A 17719-nucleotide genomic window follows, 5' to 3' on the forward strand; every position below is an offset into this window, starting at 1 on the left:
GCGAAGCAGGCGACGCGATGTCAGAACCCTACACTGGCCTGCACATAGAAGGTCCGCGGCTCCCCCACATATATGCCGGCATTGTTGTCGCTGGAGCGGGTGAAGTACTGCTTGTCGAACAGGTTCTTCACCCCCGCCGCCAGCTTCAGGTTGGACATCTGGGGCCCGAACTCATACCCGCCACGGGCATGCCAGGTCACATAACCCGGAATGTCGCCATACTGCCCATCGGCACTCGGCTCGGTGATGTAGTCGCCGTTGAAGCTGCCATCGGCGTTGATCCCGGTACCCGGCGCGCGCTGCTTGGATTGCGCGTAGGCATCCAGGTTCCAGGTCCAGTGGTTGACCGCGTAACGCACACCTGCAGTGGCCACCTGGCGTGAATAGAACGGCAGGTCACGACCCTCGAAGCCAGGAATGTCCCCTTCATAAGTGGCGCGGGTATAGGTGTAGCCACCGCTCACCGACAGCCCGTCCAGACGCGGGTCCAACCCGGCCAGGTCATAGCGCACCGAGGCCTCGATACCCTGGTGCTTGGTCGCGCCCAGGTTGGTCCAGCCCACGTCGTTGCTGATGTACTGCAGTTCGTCGTCGAAATCGATGTAGAACGCCGTCAGCTCAGCGGCAAAACTGCCATTGTCATAGCGCGTACCGATTTCGTAGGTCTTGGCCTTTTCCGGCTCCAGGCCATTGGCCGTGCTGTTGCCGGTACCACCCTGGCCCAGCTGGAAGTACTGCAGGCTGCCGAACGAGGTCTCGTAGTTGGCGAACAGCTTCCATGCATCCGAGATGTGGTACATCACGCTCAGCGCCGGCAGCGGCTCGTTGCTGGTGATGCTGCGGTTCTTCTCCGCCACCGGCTTGCCGTTGGCACCGAGCACCGGGCGATCGCGCCAGTCGGTATTGATGTGCTCGAAGCGCAGGCCCGGGGTGATGGTCCAGTTACCCACGTCGATCTTGTCGTCGATGTAGTAGGCGCTGGCCTCGGTCCCCCCGCTGCGGTCCTGGAACACATGGCCGTCGGAGCCCGGCACGGGGGTCGGCACGTTGTCGACCAGGCCGAGGCGCGTCGACTGTTCGCGCATCGCTTCCTTCAGGTAGCGGTAGCCCACGCTGACTTCCTGGGTGGTGGGACCGGCGAAGAAGATGCGTGACAGCCGCGGCTCGATGGCGAAGGTATGGTAATTGCGCGGGTAGGTCGACAGAGTCTTCATGTCCCGCGAGGCAATGGCGCTGCCGCGAAAGCTGTCGGTGTAGTAGGTCAGCACTTCGAACTGGGTGGCGTCGTCGAGCTGGCGCTGCCACTTGAACGACACGTCCTTGCGCCGGCCAGCGAAGTAGTCGTAGTCGCGCAGCGACTGGTACGGGTTGCTGTCGTATTGCGCCTGGGTCAGGCCGCCAGGCATGTCGGCACGGCCGTCGTAGTAGTGGAAGTTGAGCCAGAACTCGTCAACGTCGGTCGGTGCCCAGTGCGTCTTGAGGATGACGTCGTCGATGTCGTTGCCATTGTTGCTTTCACGGTAGCCGTTGCCATTCACCCCGGTGTACAGCAGCGCCACGCCCATGCCGTTGTCCGCCGTACCGCCGACGAAGGCGGACTCGGTGTGCTTCCAGCCGCCATGCCGGGAGGTTTCCAGGGTGGTGGACAGCTCGGCCGAGGGCTTCTCGGGGATTGCCCGGGTAACGAAGTTGATCACCCCACCGACGTTCTGCGGGCCATAACGCACGGAACCGGCGCCACGCACCACGTCGATGCTGTCGAGGTTGCCCGAGGAAATCGGCGCCATCGACAGTTGCGGCTGGCCATAGGGGGCGAAGGCCGCCGGGATGCCATCGATCAGCACCGTGGAGCGTGGCGACAGGCGCGAAGTCAGGCCGCGAACGCCCACGTTCAGCGACAGGTCGCTGCCGCCGGTGCCGTTGGAGTCCTGCACCTGCACGCCCGGGATGCCGCGCAGCACGTCGCGCACGTTCATTGCGCCCTTCTCCACCATCGCCTCGCGGCGTACCACGGTGCGCGCGCCGGGGTGGTTCTGCACCACGCTCTGCTGGGCATCACCCAGCCAGTCACCCACCACCTTGATGTCGGTGGGCGCCAGCTCCAGGCTACCGGTGGTGAGGGCGCCATCGGCCTGGGCCGCTTTGAGCACCACGGTGCCCTGGGACATCTCGTAGGTCAGGCCGCTGCCTTGCAACAACTGCTGAAGCGCCTGCTCGGGCGCCAGCTGGCCGGACACTGCCGGCGCCTGCTTGCCAGCCACCAGCTCGGGGCTGAAGAACAGCTGCAGGTTGGTCTGCTGACCCAGCTGATTCAGTGCCGAAGCCAACGGTTGTGCCTGGATCTGGATGGTGTTGCCAGTTTCTGCGGCCTGGCTGCCGGCGGCCACGGCACTGACCATCAGGGTCAAGGCCAGGGCGCGCAAGCGTGGGAGGGGCTTGTTGTTGTTCACGTCGTCGAGACTTCCTGGAATACCGAATAAACGCCAACTGCATGCAAATGGAAATGCTTGGCAGTTGCAGCTGGCGAGGAAGACGAACGAGCGAAAAAAAACCTGAATCTATTTCGCGATTATTTCGCTGGAGCCATCGGCATGGGCCTTGATGGCCACCGGCAGGATGCTCGGCAAGGCGCGCAGCAAGGCGTCGGTGTCGTCGCTGCGGAACGTGCTGGACAGGCGCAGCTGGGCAACCTTGCCGGGGGCGACCCGCAGCGGCTGGCTGCGGTAGCGGGATACTTCCGCCACCACATCGGCCAGGGTGGCGTTGTCGAACACCAGCTTGCCCTGGCGCCAGGCCGTCAGCGCGGCGGCATTCACCGCATAGGGGGCAGCCACCTGGCCCTGGGCATCGATGTGCGACCCTTGGCCAGCGGTAAGCTGGGCCAGCGAAGCGCCCCTGCCGTGCACGCGCACCGAACCCTGCTCCACCGCCACGCGAGTGCCGGCCGTGTCCTGACGGACGTCGAAACGGGTACCGGTGACCGTCACGCTGCCTTGGGCAGTGTCGACCACGAACGGCCTGCCACTGTCGTGGGCGACGGTGAACATCACCTCGCCTGCGATCAGCCGGACATGACGCTGGCCAGCGCTGAACGCGACCTGTACATGGGTGCTGCCGTTGAGTTCAAGGTATGAACCATCTGGCAATTCGACCTGGCGGCGTTCGTTGAAGGCGGTCTGCAGGCCGCCTTGGTGATTCAGCTGCTGGTACTGCCAGCCGCCCCAGCCCAGCCCCACCGCCACTGCGCCCAGCGTGGCGGCCAAAGCCATGCGCACAAGGCGCCGCCGTGACGACTGGGGTACCGGGGCCGGCCGGGCCAGCGCTTCCAGGCGCTGGCGGGGGATGAGGTCGGCAGCCTGCCACAGACAGGCGAGTTGCTCGTACTCTTCACGGTGCCGCCTGTCCCCCTCCAGCCAGGCCCGCAACTGCGCCTGCAGCCCGGCATCCCGAGGCGCATCCTGCACGCGGGCGAACCATGCGGCCGCCTGCTCACGGACGGTTTCGCTACCGTGCTGTTCCATCGAAAAGGTCTCCTGACTCATCATGCCGACACATCCAGGTGCTCACGCAGATGCCGGAGCGTGCGGATCATATACTTTTCGACCATGTTCTTGCTCAACCCCATGCGCGCGGCAATCTCTGCCTGGGTGCGGCCTTCGAGCTTCTGCCAGATGAACACCTGTCGGCAGTTGAGCGGCAATTCGGCCAGCGCCCGCTCGACGCTGTCGGCCAGTTCCAGGGCGTGCACGTAGGCCTCGGGGTCGCCACTGCCGACCGGGCTTTCGTCGAACGCTTGCAGCTCCAGTACCTCACGGCGGTCCTCGCGGCGGAAAGTATCCACGGCGATGTTGCGTGCGGTCTGGTGCAGGTAGGCGCGTGGCTGCTCGACCTGCTCGCCCGGGCTTTCCAGCACCCGGACAAACGCATCATGGGCGAGGTCCTCGGCCTGCTGACGACTGCGCAGTTTGCGCGTCCAGGTGCCGATCAGCTCATGGTAGTAGTCGAGGAAGCCTTTGGGTCCAGACACGGTAGGTGGTCATCAGGGAGGCGGACGAGGGTGCGAATAGTAATGTTTCTCATCAAGCACGGCAAATCCGCCAGTCGGTAACAAAAAATTTATGGTCTTTTTCATGCACGGCAGTGCCAGGAAAATGTGGCCATAAATATGAACACCTGAGGCCTCTTCGCGGGCACGCCCGCTCCCACAGGAACCGCGAGATGCCTGTGGGAGCGGGCGTGCCCGCGAAGGAGCCAACGCGTTCCATTCCACTATTTTTTACGTTTGAAACAGTGTGGGGAACATCAGCCGGTCACACGAGTCGGTTATTCAAATGGCTGATCGTCGATCCGCCTCGATCACGCCCGGATTACCTGTTGATTCTGCATTCTTCACGCCCTAAAGTGCGCGCCGAACGTCCATGCTGGAAACGATCCATCCGGCTCAAGTACTGAGTAGGCGAACCAAAGTGGGGATACGGAGGACGTTCAGTTTGCAGCCACTTAATCTTTCAGTTTGCCCATGGAGTCCCTGAGCATGTCGATCCAGGTCGAAGACTATTTCGCGCGTGACACCTTCCAGAAAATGAAGGCGTTCGCCGACAAGCAGGAAACCCCGTTCGTACTCATCGATACCCAGATGATCAGCCAGGCCTATGACGACCTGCGCGCGGGCTTCGAGTTCGCCAAGGTGTACTACGCGGTCAAGGCCAACCCGGCCGTCGAGATCATCGACCTGCTCAAGGAAAAAGGCTCGAATTTCGACATCGCCTCGATCTACGAGCTCGACAAAGTGCTGGGCCGCGGAGTCACCGCCGAGCGCATCAGCTACGGCAACACCATCAAGAAGTCCAAGGACATCCGTTACTTCTACGAGAAGGGCGTGCGCCTGTATGCCACCGACTCGGAAGCCGACCTGCGCAACATCGCCAAGGCCGCGCCGGGCTCGAAAGTGTACGTGCGCATCCTCACCGAAGGTTCCACCACTGCCGACTGGCCGCTGTCGCGCAAGTTCGGCTGCCAGACCGACATGGCCATGGACCTGCTGATCCTCGCCCGCGACCTGGGCCTGGTGCCCTATGGCATCTCCTTCCACGTGGGCTCGCAGCAGCGCGACATCAGCGTTTGGGACGCAGCCATTGCCAAGGTCAAGGTGATCTTCGAGCGCCTGAAGGAAGAAGACGGCATCGAGCTGAAGCTGATCAACATGGGTGGCGGCTTCCCGGCCAACTACATCACCCGTACCAACAGCCTGGAAACCTATGCCGAAGAGATCATCCGCTTCCTCAAGGAAGACTTCGGTGACGACTTGCCGGAAATCATCCTCGAACCAGGCCGTTCGCTGATTGCCAACGCCGGTATCCTGGTCAGCGAAGTGGTGCTGGTTGCACGCAAGTCGCGCACTGCCGTCGAGCGCTGGATCTACACCGACGTGGGCAAGTTCTCCGGCCTGATCGAAACCATGGACGAGTCCATCAAATTCCCGATCTGGACCGAGAAGAAAGGCGAGACCGAAGAAGTGGTCATCGCCGGCCCGACCTGCGACAGCGCCGACATCATGTACGAGCACTACAAGTACGGCCTGCCGCTGAACCTGGCCATCGGTGACCGCCTGTACTGGCTGTCGACCGGCGCCTACACCACCAGCTACAGCGCAGTGGAATTCAACGGCTTCCCGCCGCTGAAGGCTTACTACCTGTAAAGCGAAACGGGGCCGCAACAGACGGTGTGACACACTGACAGGCCCTGGACCAAACGCCCCGACTTGTTCGGGGCGTTTGTTTTTGTGCAGAAAAAGGCTCTTCAGCCCGTTCAGGTCAACCAGATATCGGGAGATCCGCTTGTCAAGCTTCTCGTCCTGACGCGTAAGCTGATTCAGGTGGCGTCGCGCGGGAGCGACTGCCTGGAACCTGCTCCCGTGGATGGCAAACAGGTACCGGTAGTTCGGCAGAACTGCACATCAATTCCTCCAGCGAGACCGGGAACAGGCTGGTCTGGCTGCGGGACTTGCTTGTATGTAGGCCATAACGAAAAATGCTCCGTATCTTTCGATACGGAGCATTTTCTTAAAGGGCCGGGCAGATTGCCAGGCTTCACACAGTCTGGGCAAGGCTCCGTTTTTCATGCCCGTTCAGCGGCGCCGAAACATCGAAAAGCTGTCGAAACTCGGCACATTTACCTCGCTGACACACATCCGCATGATCAGTTTGTTCGGCGCACCTGCGCTGACATAGTGATCTTCCCAGGATTTCCGGTTACGAACCCCGATCGGTACACTACCCACTGCAGCAATCGTCACCCCCGAATAGTCGGTAACCTCAGGGACCGCCAGCGCTTGGCCACTGACCCAGATGCGCCATAACAGTGGCTTGGCGACTTTCGGGTAATAACCCACGCAATCTCCTCTGCCCAGGTCCCAGGTATCTTTATGGGACGCCCCCTCCTCCGATTCCACGGTGACAATCCTGTAACCAGGCCTGTCCCCCTCGTAGTAACCAAACCAAAATCGTTGCTGCGCGCTGACTGATAGCGCTGATGTAACCGTGAGCCAGTTGTTACCACGCAAGGCTGGGGTAGTTTTGGACTCAACGGAGTCGAGAATGCCCTCATATCCAGGCGTAGTGGAAGTCAGTGTGGCAATGAAAGAACGTTCTTGAATGAATGACATGTCAGCCCCTCGGCGAATGGGCTTTCAGTATTGTCAGCAAGTCCACGGAAGGTAATCTGGAACGGCTACCGGCCCCACAGGTACAGTGCAGCCCTTCGGGCTGCGCTATCGCGCCAATAGCTGAATATGCAGGCGTTTTGCGTACCCTGTGGGAGCGGGTTTACCCGCGAAGAGGCCCGCACAGGCACCCTCACTCCCCGCGTCGTTCGATTTCCTCGGCATACCGAGCCGCAAAACCCATCAACACCGGCCCCGCCCCCTGCAAGGTCACCAATGCACTGCGCAGAAAATTCATGTTCCCCTCAACCCGCGCCCGCTCCAGCCAAGGCGCGGCATCCGCCACCTGCCCGCGCTCGACCAGCACCATCGCCAGGCTGAACATGCCACGAAAATCCCCCGCCTCGGCCGAGCGCCGATACCAGCGCACCGCCCGTGTCGGATTGGGCGCCGTGGCGATGCCTTGTTCCAGGTAACGCCCGTACAGGTTCATCGACTTGGCATGCCCCATGTGCGCGGCCTTCTCGTAGCACATCAGCGCCTGTGCCTGGTTGGCCGGTATGCCGCGCCCGGTGGCCAGCAAGTTGCCCAGGTTGTACAGCCCCCAGTCCAGCCCGGCATCGGCCGCACGCGCATAGTGAATGGCCGCCTGTGCCTGGCTTGGCTCACCGCCCCAGCCATGCTCCAGGCAACGGCCCAGCATATTGTGCGCCATGGCACTGCCGCCCTGCGCGGCGATGCCGAACCAGCGCCTGGCGACGGCGGCATCTGCCTGAATGCCGCGCCCGTCGAGCAGGATCTGCCCCAGCAGCAACTGTGCCTCGACCGCGCCCTGCCCTGCCGCCGCCAGGATCGCCTGGGCGGCCTTGCCAGGGCTTTCTTCCAGCATGGCCTGCAAACCGGCCACATCCACCACTTCCTCACGTCGCAACTGAAAGAACACGGCTCAGACCTCGGCCCAGCGGCGCAGCAGATTGTGGTAGGTGCCGGTCAACTGCAGCAGTGATGGATGGTCCGGCACATCGGCAGTCAGTTGCTGGATGGCATTGTCCATTTCGAAGAGCAACGCCCGCTGGCTGTCCTCGCGCACCAGGCTCTGGGTCCAGAAGAACGCGGCGTAACGCTGGCCACGGGTCACCGGGTTGACCTTGTGCAGGCTGGTGCCGGGGTACAGCACCAGGTCACCGGCAGCCAGCTTGACCTGCTGCTCGCCATAGGTGTCCTGGATCACCAGCTCGCCGCCGTCGTAGCTGTCCGGATCGCTGAGGAACAGCGTGGAAGACAGGTCGGTACGCACCCGCTCCGGGCTGCCCTTGGGCTGGCGCAGGGCGTTGTCGATGTGGAAGCCGAAATTGCCGCCTGCGCGGTAGCAGTTGATCAGCGGCGGGAAAACCTTGTGCGGCAAGGCTGCAGACATGAAGCGCGGGTTCTGCCAGAGGCGGTCGATCAGGGCGCTGCCGATCTCCTTGGCCAGCGGGTGGCCTTCCGGCAGTTGCAGGTTGTGCTTGGCCTTGGCCGACTGGTAGCCCGCCGTGATCTTGCCATCAGCCCAGTCGGCCCGCTCCAGCGCCTCGCGGATACGGGCCAATTCATCGGCGACGAACAGGCCGGGAATGTGAAGCAGCATGGCGTCAGCACCATTGGGAACAGGAAGAGGCTCCAATGATATTGATTCCCTTTTGCGCTTCACAAGCCCTTCCACCAACCAAGACGCTACAACCGGATGAAACCGTAAGGGTAAATTGTAAAGTTTGTAAATTATTCGCGAATGGTAACCGCTCTCAATTGAGAGTCCAAATTGCTTACATTAAGATCCGCGGCCTTGACACCTTGGGGAAGGTCCTAAGCAATGCGCCAATCCATACCATCTGCAGTCAGTTCACCACGCCTGATCGCGTCCGCCATCGGCGTTGCCCTCAGTGCCTCGTCGGCCTACGCCGCCGACCCGGTCACCAGCAACGCGATTACCCTGGACGCCACCAGCGTCAACGGCAAGGCCGAACAGGCCAGCACCGACTACAAGGTCGAGAAGGCTGCCTCGCAGAAGTACACCGCGCCATTGGTAGACACCCCGCGCTCAGTCACCGTGATCCCGCAGCAAGTGATCAAGGACACCAGTGCGCTGACCCTGCAGGATGCCCTGCGCACCGTGCCAGGCATCACCTTCGGTGCCGGCGAAGGTGGCAACCCGCAAGGCGACCGCCCGTTCATCCGCGGTTTCGATGCCCAGGGCGACACTTACCTGGACGGTGTGCGTGATACCGGCGCGCAAACCCGCGAAATCTTCGCCATCGAATCGGTGGAAGTGGCCAAGGGCCCGAACTCGGCCATCGGTGGCCGCGGCGCCGCTGGCGGCACCATCAACCTGGTGAGCAAGCGCGCGCATCTGGGCAACTCGCTGGACGGCGCCTGGACCTGGGGTAGCGACCAGACCCAGCGCTACACCTTCGACGGCAACTACCAGTTCAGCGACAGCGCTGCCGGCCGCCTGAACCTGATGACCCACGAAAGCAACGTCGCCGGCCGCGACAAGGTCAACTACGACCGTTGGGGTATCGCGCCGTCGCTGGCCTTCGGCCTCGGCACGCCGACCCGCGTCAACCTCGACTACTACCACTTGGAAAGCGACGACCTGCCGGATTCCGGCATCCCCTACAGCATCCCGGCTGGCGGCAGCAACGCGCGTACTTCGGCCCATCCGAACAAGCCGATCGATGGCGGTGACAGCGACAACTTCTATGGCCTGACCGGTCGCGATTTCCGCAAGACCCGCACCGATATCGCGACCATCGCCATCGAGCATGACCTCAGCGATTCGCTGACCATCAAGAACACCCTGCGTCACGGCAACAGCATGCAGGACTACGTGCTGACCCAGCCTGACGACAGTGCCGGCAACGTGAACAACAATGGTGTATGGCGTCGCGCCAACAGCCGCGTGGGCAATACCGCTACCACCACCAACCAGACCGACCTGTTCGGCGAGTTCTTCGTCGCAGGTTTCAAGAACAGTTTCTCCACCGGTATCGAGTTCAGCAAGGAAGAATCCGACCGTCAGAGCTACACCGTCACGCCAAACAGCAAGCTCACCTGCAGCGGGCCCGGCAACGGCGGTAGCTGCACCTCGCTGAGCGACCCGAACCCGGACGACATCTGGGACGGCACCGTCTCGCGCAACTACGCCGGCACCAGGACCCGCGGCAAGACCCGGGCGATCTATGCCTTCGACACACTGGAGCTGACGCCCCAGTGGCTGTTGAACATGGGCCTGCGTTACGACCATTTCGATACCCGCTTCCGCACCTACAATGCCGACGGCGCTACCAGCGTGAACAAGAATGGCGTGCCCCTTGAAGGCCGCGACAAGAGCGAGTTCTTTACCGGCCAGCTGGGTCTGGTCTGGAAGCCTGCCGAGAACGGCAGCATCTACGTCTCCTATGCCACGTCCGCAACCCCGCCTGGCGCCATGCTCGGCGAAGGTACCGAGACCAACCCACAGTCAGGCACCACTGACCGCAGCGGCAACATCCTCAGCAGCGACCTGGAGCCGGAAGAAACCACCAACTACGAAATCGGTACCAAGTGGGACTTGCTGGACGAACGCCTGTCGTTGGCTGCCGCGATCTTCCGCACCGAGAAGGAAAACGCCCGTGTGCAGGTGGACACCACCAGCTACGAGAATGTCGGCGAAACCCGGGTACAAGGTATCGAGCTGTCGGCCAGTGGCAAGCTGACCGACAAGTGGCAGGTATTCGCCGGCTACACCTACCTGCAGGCCCGCCAGATCGACGGCGGGCCAATGGGCAAGGCCAGCGATGGCAACCAGCTGCCGAACACGCCGAACAACAGCGCCAGCGTGTGGACCACTTACGCCATTACGCCGAAGCTGACCGTCGGCGGTGGCGCGTTCTACGTAGATGACGTGTATGGCAACGTGGCCAACACCACCATGGTCGACAGCTACGTGCGCTACGACGCCATGGCCGCCTACAAGCTGACCAAGAATGTCGACCTGCAGCTGAACGTACAGAACCTGACCAACGAGGTGTACTACGACAAAGCGTTCTCCACCCACTTCGCCAACCAGGCGGCCGGGCGGACTGCGCTGTTGACCACCAGCGTGCACTTCTGATCGTGAGAAACTCCTGGGCCCTGGCCCAGGAGTGATATGGCAGTTGTCAGTAACCTATAACCTTGGCTTTGAATACGACGACGTTTCCCTCGCGCGCATTGAGCAATCCGTCGTGGGTTCTACCCAGGCGTTCACCACTGGCCGTGCGCAGGTGAAATTGCAGATCGGATTCATCGTTCCAGGCATTGAGCGGCTCGACTTTCCAGCGGGTGTCTTCGGCGTCCACCCGATACAGTCCAGCGTAACCATTGCGGCTAAGATTGAGCTGCGTTTGCCAGTAACCTCCTGCGCGCGTGACACTGGTAATCATGTAAAGCAGGCGCGCTTCAGACTCGCGGTGAATGAAATCGAACCTGAAATCAATCGGCAGGCTACGTTCGTCGCCCTCAACTGTCGTCAGCCAACCGCTCTGGGCAGGCACAGATGAAAGTGTTACGCCCAATCTTTTCTGGTGTTCTTCGCCAAGTACGAAAATCTGCGCGGTAAAGCTCCTGGATAACATGTATGACATTGGTCTATTCCGAGATTGAAAGGTAAGGCACCCTCAATTTAATGTCGCTCGCCGCCCTCCCCACAGGTCGAACCGTTTCCAAGGACCGCATTACGTGAAAAAGACGCTGTTCCAGTTGCACTGGTTGTTCGGCATCAGCGCCGGCCTGGTGCTGGCCTTGATGGGCATTACCGGGGCCTTGTATTCGTTTCAGGATGAACTGCTGCGTGCCTTCAATGCCGATGTCCTCAAGGTAGAAGTGCGCGCCGAAGGCGTGCTGCCGCCGGCCGAGCTGGTACGGCGGGTGGAAGCCCAGCAACACGACAAGGTGGCGATGCTGTGGGTGGACGTGCGCGACGGCAATGCCGCACGCATCTTCTTCAAGCCCCCACCAGGCGAACGCCGTGGCCCACTGCGCTATGCCGATCCCTACACCGGCGAGCTCAAGGGTGAAGCAGTCGGCCAAGGCTTCTTCAACCTCATGCTCAACCTGCACCGCTTCCTGGCCATGGGCGACACTGGCCGGCAGATTACCGGGGCCTGCACCCTGATGCTGGTGTTCTTCTGCTTGTCCGGCCTGTACCTGCGCTGGCCACGCAAGGCGCTGGACTGGCGCGCCTGGCTGACCTTCGACTGGGCCAAGACGGGCCGAGCGTTCAACTGGGACCTGCACGCCGTGGCCGGCACCTGGTGCCTGCTGTTCTACCTGCTGTTCGCCCTGACCGGGCTGTTCTGGTCCTACGACTGGTACCGCGAAGGCCTGAACCGGCTGCTGGCCGACGCGCCAACCACCGGCCAGCAGCAGAAACGCGGCGAAGGCCGTGGCCGCCACGGGCCGCAGCACATCGACAAGAACGCCCCGCCGCTGGTGGTCGACTATGACGCGATCTGGGCCAACCTCAAGGACGCCGCGGGCCCGGGCCTGGCCATGTACAACCTGCGCCTGCCACCGGTGGGCGGTCAACCGGCCAATCTGTTCTACTTGCTGGACAACGCCACGCACCCGCGCGCCTTCAACACCCTGGTGCTGGACCCGGCCAGCGGCCAGGTGAAATCTCATGACCGCTACGCCGACAAGTCGTTCAAGGCGCAACTGCTGCAGAGTGTCTACGCCTTGCATGTCGGCGAATACTTCGGCCTGCCGGGGCGTATCATCGTCACCCTCGCCAGCCTGAGCATGCCGCTGTTCTTCATCACCGGCTGGCTGCTGTACCTCGACCGCCGCCGCAAGAAGCGTCAGGTGCGTGCCGCACGGGGCAAGGTCGCCGACAGCCACGACAGCAACGACAGCTGGCTGATCGGTTTTGCCAGCCAGAGCGGCCTTGCCGAGCAGCTTGCCTGGCAAAGCGCCGGTCAGCTGCAGGCAGCCGGGCTGCCGGTACAAGTGCGCGCTTTGGCTGAGTTGGGTGAGAACGACCTGCGCCAGGCACGCCGCGCGCTGTTCGTGGTCAGCACCTTCGGCGACGGTGAAGCCCCCGACAGCGCCCGCGTGTTCGAGCGCAAGGTGCTTGGCCAGCCCTGGGTGCTAAACAACCTCAGCTATGCCCTGCTCGCCCTCGGCGACCGCCAGTACCCGCACTTCTGCGGCTTCGGCCGGCGCCTGCAAGCATGGCTGGCTGAGCGCGGTGCCAGCAGCGCATTCAGCCCGGTGGAGGTGGACAACGCCGACCAGGCTGCCCTGCAGCAGTGGCAGCAGGAACTGGCGCAACTGACTGGTGCCCGGCCCGTGGCTGCCTGGCAGCCGCCGAGCTTCGGCAACTGGACACTGGTGCGCCGCGTACTGCTCAACCCGGGCAGTCAGGGCCAACCGGTGTACCTGCTCGGTCTGCAGCCGCAACAGCCCGCCAGCTGGGAAGCCGGCGACCTGGTGGAGATCCTGCCACTCAATGGCCAACCTCGGATCGACGCCTTCCTCGCTGGCATGGCGCTGGATGCCGGGGCCAAGGTGCAGGTGAACGGCCTGACTGAAACCCTCGCCCAGGCCTTGGCCGGTCGCCAGTTGCCAACCCGTCGCGAGCACCTGATCGGCTTGCAGCCACAAGCGCTGGTCGATGCACTGGTGCCGATCGGCAGCCGCGAGTATTCGATCGCCTCGATCGCCAGCGACGGCGTGCTGGAACTGATCGTGCGCCAGGAACGCCGCGCCGATGGCCAGCTGGGCCTGGGCTCCGGCTGGCTGACCGAGTACCTGCCGCTGAACGGCACGCTGAGCCTGCGTATGCGGCGTAACAGCAGCTTCCACCTACCGGAAACGGCGGCACCGCTGGTGCTGATCGGTAACGGCACCGGCCTGGCCGGCCTGCGCAGCCTGATCCGCGCGCGGGTGAATGCAGGTGAGCAACGCAACTGGCTGCTGTTTGGCGAGCGCAACCGGGCGCACGACCTGTTGTGTGGCGAGGAACTGCAAGGCTGGCTGGCCAGCGGTGACCTGGCGCGCCTGGACCTGGCATTTTCGCGGGACCAGGCCGAGAAGGTGTATGTGCAGGATGTGTTGTTGCAACAGGCCGATGAGTTCAAGCGCTGGGTGCAGGACGGGGCCTGTGTGTATGTCTGCGGCAGCCTGCAAGGGATGGCAGCAGGTGTCGACGCGGCGCTCAACGACATCCTGGGCGAAGCCGTGGTGCAGCAGCTGATCGAGGATGGGCGCTATCGGCGGGATGTGTACTGATACTGACCTGAGCTAGCACTGCAATCGCTGTAGGAGCGGCCCTTTCGCGACACAAGGCCGCGCCTACAGGGGCCAGTGTCAGCTCAATGGAGTTCGAAGGTATCGGCATCCAGGTTGGCCGGGAACTTGGCCCGGTACGCCGCCAGTTCCGCCGCGCTCAATACGGCGGTGAACACCCCGTCCGCCTCCCCGGCACTGAGCAGGCTCTCGCCCTGGAAGTCCAGCACCTGGCTGTCGCCGGAGTAGGCGAAGCCCTTGCCATCGGTGCCCACCCGATTCACCGCCGCCACATAGCACAGGTTCTCGATGCCCCGGGCTGGCAGCAGGCGGTTCCAGTGCTGGCGGCGCGCAGCCGGCCAGTTGGCGGTGTACAGCAGCAGGTCGGTGTCCTGGGCATCGCGGCTCCACACCGGGAAGCGCAGGTCGTAGCAGATCAGCGGGCGAATCCGCCAGCCTTTGAGCTCGAACTGCACCTGGCGCTCGCCCGGGGTGTAATGCTTGTGCTCACCGGCCATGCGGAACAGGTGGCGCTTGTCGTAGTGCAGGATCTCGCCATCCGGCCGCGCCCACAGCAGGCGGTTACGGTGGCTACCATCGGCGGCCTGGATGATCACACTACCGGTGACAACCGCGTTGCACTTCTTCGCCTGGGCCTTCAACCATTTGTAGGTCGGGCCATTCTCTGGCTCGCACAGGCTCTCCGACTGCATCGAAAAACCGGTGGTGAACATTTCCGGCAGAATCACCAGGTCCACCTCGCCAACCTGCTCCAGCAGCTCCTCGAAGTGCGCATAGTTGGCCTCGCGGTCGTGCCAGGCCAGAGTGGTTTGCACCAGGGCGAGTTTCAGGTTGGGCAGTGTGCTCAGATCGCGCATAGTCTTTCCGCTGCCTGACGCAGCGTCTCCTCTCGTTTGGCAAAGCACAGGCGGACCAGGCGTTGCTCGGGGATGGGCTGCTGGTAGAACACCGACACCGGGATGCTCGCCACACCGTGCTCACGGGTCAGCCACAGTGCCATGTCGACATCGTTCAGGTCCGGGCGGATCTGCGAATAGTCCACCAGCTGGAAATAGGTTCCCGCCGTGCGGGTGAAACGAAACCGCGAGCCGTCCAGCAAACCGCAGAACAGGTCGCGCTTGGCCTGGTAGAAGGCCGGCAGTTCATCGATATGCTCGGGGTGCTCGGCCATGAAGTCGGCCAGGGCGCACTGCAGCGGCGTCACCCCGCAGAAGTTGACGTACTGGTGCACCTTGCGCAGCTCAGCGCTCAGCGCCGGCGGTGCGATCACATAGCCGGTCTTCCAGCCGGTAACGTGATAGGTCTTGCCGAACGAGCTGACCACGAAAGCGCGCGAGTACAGCTGCTCATGCGCCAGCACGCTGGCATGGCGCACCCCGTCATACACCAGATGTTCGTACACTTCATCGCTGATCAGGTAGATATCGCGGTCGGCGATCAGCTGCGCCAGCTGGTCCAGGTCTGCGCGGCTGATCAGCGCACCGCTGGGGTTGTGCGGCGAGTTGAGGATGACCATGCGCGTGCGCGGGCTGAGCGCATCGGCGAACTGCTGCCAGTCGATACGAAAGTCGCCATCGCTCAGTCGCACATGCACGCAACGGCCACCGGCCAATTCCACAGACGGTTCGTAGCTGTCGTAACACGGGTCGAAGACGATCACCTCGTCGCCAGCATGGACCACCGCCTGGATGGCACAGAAAATCGCCTCGGTGGCACCGGGCGTGATAGTCACTTCCTGGTCGGCATCCACCTGTGCGCCGTATAGCCGCGCGACCTTGGCCGCCACCTGCTGGCGCAAGGCCGGCAGGCCGGTCATCGGTGAATACTGGTTATGCCCGGCAGCCACATGCCGGCCCACTGCATCGAGCAGCGCCTGCGGGCCATTGAAGTCGGGGAAGCCTTGCGACAGGTTGAGCGCGCCGGTCTGCGCGGCGAGCTGGGACATGCTGGTGAAGATGGTCGTGCCGACGTTCGGCAGTTTGCTGCGGATCATGAAGCCCTCTTTCCTGGGGTGTATCCGGCACGGGGTGGAGTCCGAGCATAGCGGATCGAGCGGTCAGGAAAAAGGTTGAAACAATAGGGAGATTTGCGCTGGATCAAAGGGCCTCTTCGCGGGTAAACCCGCTCCGCAGGTACTTCACAGAATTCGAAAACTGTGGGGACCTGTGGGAGCGGGCAAGCCCGCGAAGAAGCTGACGCGGAATCAGCGCTTGTCGCGGCGCTTCTTCTCGGCCTTCTTGTGGTGCGACATCAGGCGGCGTTTCTTGTTGACCTGACGATCGGTGAGGGTGTTCTTCTTGCCCTCATACGGGTTCTCACCGCCTTTGTATTCGATGCGGATCGGCGTACCGACCAGTTTCAGCACACGGCGGTAGGTGTTTTCCAGGTACCGCGAGTACGACTTCGGAATCTTGTCGGTCTGGTTACCGTGGATCACGATCAGCGGCGGGTTGGCACCACCGAGGTGGGCATAGCGCAGCTTGATGCGGCGGCCATTGACCAGCGGCGGCTGGTGCTCCCTCACGGCATCTTCGAGGATCTGCGTCAGGCGGCTGGTCGGCCAACGGGTCACTGCCGACTTGAACGCAGCCTGCACCGACTTGTACAGGTGGCCTACACCAGTGCCGTGCAGGGCGGAGATGAAGTGAATGTCGGCGAAGTCGACGAAGAACAGCCGGCGCTCCAGCTCGGTCTTCACGTAGTCGCGTTCGCCCGGCTCCATGCCATCCCACTTGTTCAGGGCGATGACAATGGCGCGGCCGGCTTCCAGGGCGAAGCCCAGCAGGTTGAGGTCATGGTCCACCACGCCTTCACGGGCGTCCATGACGAAGATCACCACGTTGGCGTCCTTGATCGCCTGCAGCGTCTTCACCACCGAGAACTTCTCGACTTCCTCGTGGATCTTGCCGCGCTTGCGCACGCCGGCGGTATCGATGAAGGTGTACTTCTCGTCATCGCGCTCGAACGGAATGTAGATGCTATCGCGGGTGGTGCCCGGTTGGTCGTACACCACCACGCGCTCTTCGCCGAGCATGCGGTTGACCAAGGTCGATTTGCCGACGTTGGGGCGGCCGATGATGGCGATCTTGATGCCATCCTTCTCGCTCGGACCCGGGATGCGCACCGCTTCTTCACCTTCGGCGACTTCGGCATCCAGCGCTTCCTCGACCTGGTCGCGCGGCAGGTGGCCGAGCACGGCCTCCATCAACGCATTGATGCCACGGCCCTGGGAGCCCGCCACCGGAATGGCATTGCCCATGCCCAGCGGCGAGAATTCGGCGCGGGCGACGTCGGCATCGATGTTGTCGATCTTGTTGGCAACCAGGATCGCTTCCTTGTTCCGCTTGCGCAGGTGCTCGGCGATCATCTGGTCAGCGGCGGTCATGCCGGCACGGGCATCGACCAGGAACAGCACATAGTCGGCTTCTTCGATGGCCATGAGCGACTGCTCGGCCATTTTCTCGTCCATGCCCACTTCGTCACCGGTGATACCACCGGTGTCGATCAGGATGAAGGAACGACCCTGCCAGGTGGCATCACCGTACTGGCGGTCACGGGTCAGGCCGGACAGATCACCGACGATGGCATCGCGGGTCTTGGTCAGGCGGTTGAACATGGTGGATTTGCCGACGTTCGGGCGGCCCACCAGGGCGATTACGGGAACCATTCGGCTCTCCACTCTTGAATTCTTGAAAATGCAAAGGCCGCTGCAAGGCAGCGGCCGGAGTTCGGGCGGCGTGTCCAGCGCCG

General features: G+C 62.7%; 13 protein-coding genes. 3 read left to right on the forward strand and 10 right to left on the reverse strand.

Annotated features, from left to right (window positions below):
• Nucleotides 1–20 precede the first annotated feature (20 nt).
• From HU760_RS19855 to HU760_RS19865, 3 genes are all read right to left on the reverse strand, one after another.
• Nucleotides 21–2450 carry a TonB-dependent siderophore receptor gene (locus HU760_RS19855; protein ID WP_186673453.1) on the reverse strand — a complete coding sequence of 810 codons (2430 nt, stop codon included), beginning with the start codon at nt 2448–2450 and terminating at the stop codon, nt 21–23.
• Between the two features lie 108 nt (nt 2451–2558).
• A complete protein-coding gene (locus HU760_RS19860; RefSeq protein WP_186673455.1) occupies nt 2559–3521 on the reverse strand; it encodes a FecR family protein in 963 nt (320 codons plus the stop codon).
• A gap of 20 nt (nt 3522–3541) precedes the next feature.
• Complete coding sequence (locus tag HU760_RS19865; protein ID WP_186673457.1) at nt 3542–4027, reverse strand: sigma-70 family RNA polymerase sigma factor; 486 nt, start codon at nt 4025–4027, stop codon at nt 3542–3544.
• Between the two features lie 507 nt (nt 4028–4534).
• Here HU760_RS19865 and HU760_RS19870 point away from each other — a divergent pair.
• A complete protein-coding gene (locus HU760_RS19870; RefSeq protein ID WP_186673459.1) occupies nt 4535–5698 on the forward strand; it encodes a type III PLP-dependent enzyme in 1164 nt (387 codons plus the stop codon).
• Between the two features lie 429 nt (nt 5699–6127).
• Here the strand turns inward: HU760_RS19870 and HU760_RS19880 are convergent, their stop codons facing one another.
• The 3 genes from HU760_RS19880 to HU760_RS19890 form a co-directional block, all read right to left on the reverse strand.
• The gene (locus tag HU760_RS19880) at nt 6128–6664 is read right to left on the reverse strand and encodes a hypothetical protein (protein WP_186673461.1); all 537 of its coding nucleotides are present in this window, start codon (nt 6662–6664) and stop codon (nt 6128–6130) included.
• A gap of 190 nt (nt 6665–6854) precedes the next feature.
• A complete protein-coding gene (locus HU760_RS19885) occupies nt 6855–7604 on the reverse strand; it encodes a tetratricopeptide repeat protein (RefSeq protein ID WP_186673463.1) in 750 nt (249 codons plus the stop codon).
• Between the two features lie 3 nt (nt 7605–7607).
• Nucleotides 7608–8288: a Fe2+-dependent dioxygenase gene (locus tag HU760_RS19890; protein ID WP_186673465.1), complete on the reverse strand. Its 681-nt coding sequence runs from the start codon at nt 8286–8288 to the stop codon at nt 7608–7610.
• Nucleotides 8289–8510: 222 nt separating this feature from the next.
• Between HU760_RS19890 and HU760_RS19895 the strand changes: the two genes are divergently transcribed.
• Nucleotides 8511–10793 (forward strand): TonB-dependent receptor, encoded by a 2283-nt coding sequence (locus tag HU760_RS19895; RefSeq protein WP_186673467.1) that lies wholly within the window; start codon nt 8511–8513, stop codon nt 10791–10793.
• Between the two features lie 46 nt (nt 10794–10839).
• Here the strand turns inward: HU760_RS19895 and HU760_RS19900 are convergent, their stop codons facing one another.
• Nucleotides 10840–11304, reverse strand: a complete 465-nt coding sequence (locus tag HU760_RS19900; RefSeq protein ID WP_186673468.1) for a hypothetical protein — start codon at nt 11302–11304, stop codon at nt 10840–10842.
• Nucleotides 11305–11398: 94 nt separating this feature from the next.
• Here HU760_RS19900 and HU760_RS19905 point away from each other — a divergent pair, with 94 nt between their 5' ends.
• Nucleotides 11399–13951, forward strand: a complete 2553-nt coding sequence (locus HU760_RS19905; protein WP_186673470.1) for a PepSY domain-containing protein — start codon at nt 11399–11401, stop codon at nt 13949–13951.
• Between the two features lie 83 nt (nt 13952–14034).
• Here HU760_RS19905 and HU760_RS19910 read toward each other — a convergent pair whose 3' ends face one another.
• The 3 genes from HU760_RS19910 to der all read right to left on the reverse strand — a co-directional run bounded on the left by HU760_RS19910 (nt 14035) and on the right by der (nt 17636).
• Nucleotides 14035–14826: an amidohydrolase gene (locus tag HU760_RS19910; protein WP_186673472.1), complete on the reverse strand. Its 792-nt coding sequence runs from the start codon at nt 14824–14826 to the stop codon at nt 14035–14037.
• Nucleotides 14814–15962, reverse strand: a complete 1149-nt coding sequence (locus HU760_RS19915) for a pyridoxal phosphate-dependent aminotransferase (protein ID WP_186673474.1) — start codon at nt 15960–15962, stop codon at nt 14814–14816. The genes HU760_RS19910 and HU760_RS19915 overlap by 13 nt, the downstream gene beginning before the upstream one ends.
• Nucleotides 15963–16172: 210 nt before the next feature.
• Complete coding sequence (gene der / locus HU760_RS19920) at nt 16173–17636, reverse strand: ribosome biogenesis GTPase Der (RefSeq protein WP_186673482.1); 1464 nt, start codon at nt 17634–17636, stop codon at nt 16173–16175.
• Nucleotides 17637–17719: the final 83 nt, after the last annotated feature.

It is taken from the genome of Pseudomonas oryzicola (genome assembly GCF_014269185.2).
GTDB lineage: Bacteria > Pseudomonadota > Gammaproteobacteria > Pseudomonadales > Pseudomonadaceae > Aquipseudomonas > Aquipseudomonas oryzicola.

What these genes read in the sequence shown, in the direction of transcription:
- HU760_RS19860 (WP_186673455.1), bottom strand. Translation starts at nt 3,521, where the DNA reads ATGGAACAGCACGGTAGCGAAACCGTCCGTGAGCAGGCGGCCGCATGG.
- HU760_RS19870 (WP_186673459.1), top strand. Translation starts at nt 4,535, where the DNA reads ATGTCGATCCAGGTCGAAGACTATTTCGCGCGTGACACCTTCCAGAAA.
- HU760_RS19880 (WP_186673461.1), bottom strand. Translation starts at nt 6,664, where the DNA reads ATGTCATTCATTCAAGAACGTTCTTTCATTGCCACACTGACTTCCACT.
- HU760_RS19890 (WP_186673465.1), bottom strand. Translation starts at nt 8,288, where the DNA reads ATGCTGCTTCACATTCCCGGCCTGTTCGTCGCCGATGAATTGGCCCGT.
- HU760_RS19895 (WP_186673467.1), top strand. Translation starts at nt 8,511, where the DNA reads ATGCGCCAATCCATACCATCTGCAGTCAGTTCACCACGCCTGATCGCG.
- HU760_RS19900 (WP_186673468.1), bottom strand. Translation starts at nt 11,304, where the DNA reads ATGTCATACATGTTATCCAGGAGCTTTACCGCGCAGATTTTCGTACTT.
- HU760_RS19910 (WP_186673472.1), bottom strand. Translation starts at nt 14,826, where the DNA reads ATGCGCGATCTGAGCACACTGCCCAACCTGAAACTCGCCCTGGTGCAA.
- HU760_RS19915 (WP_186673474.1), bottom strand. Translation starts at nt 15,962, where the DNA reads ATGATCCGCAGCAAACTGCCGAACGTCGGCACGACCATCTTCACCAGC.
- der (WP_186673482.1), bottom strand. Translation starts at nt 17,636, where the DNA reads ATGGTTCCCGTAATCGCCCTGGTGGGCCGCCCGAACGTCGGCAAATCC.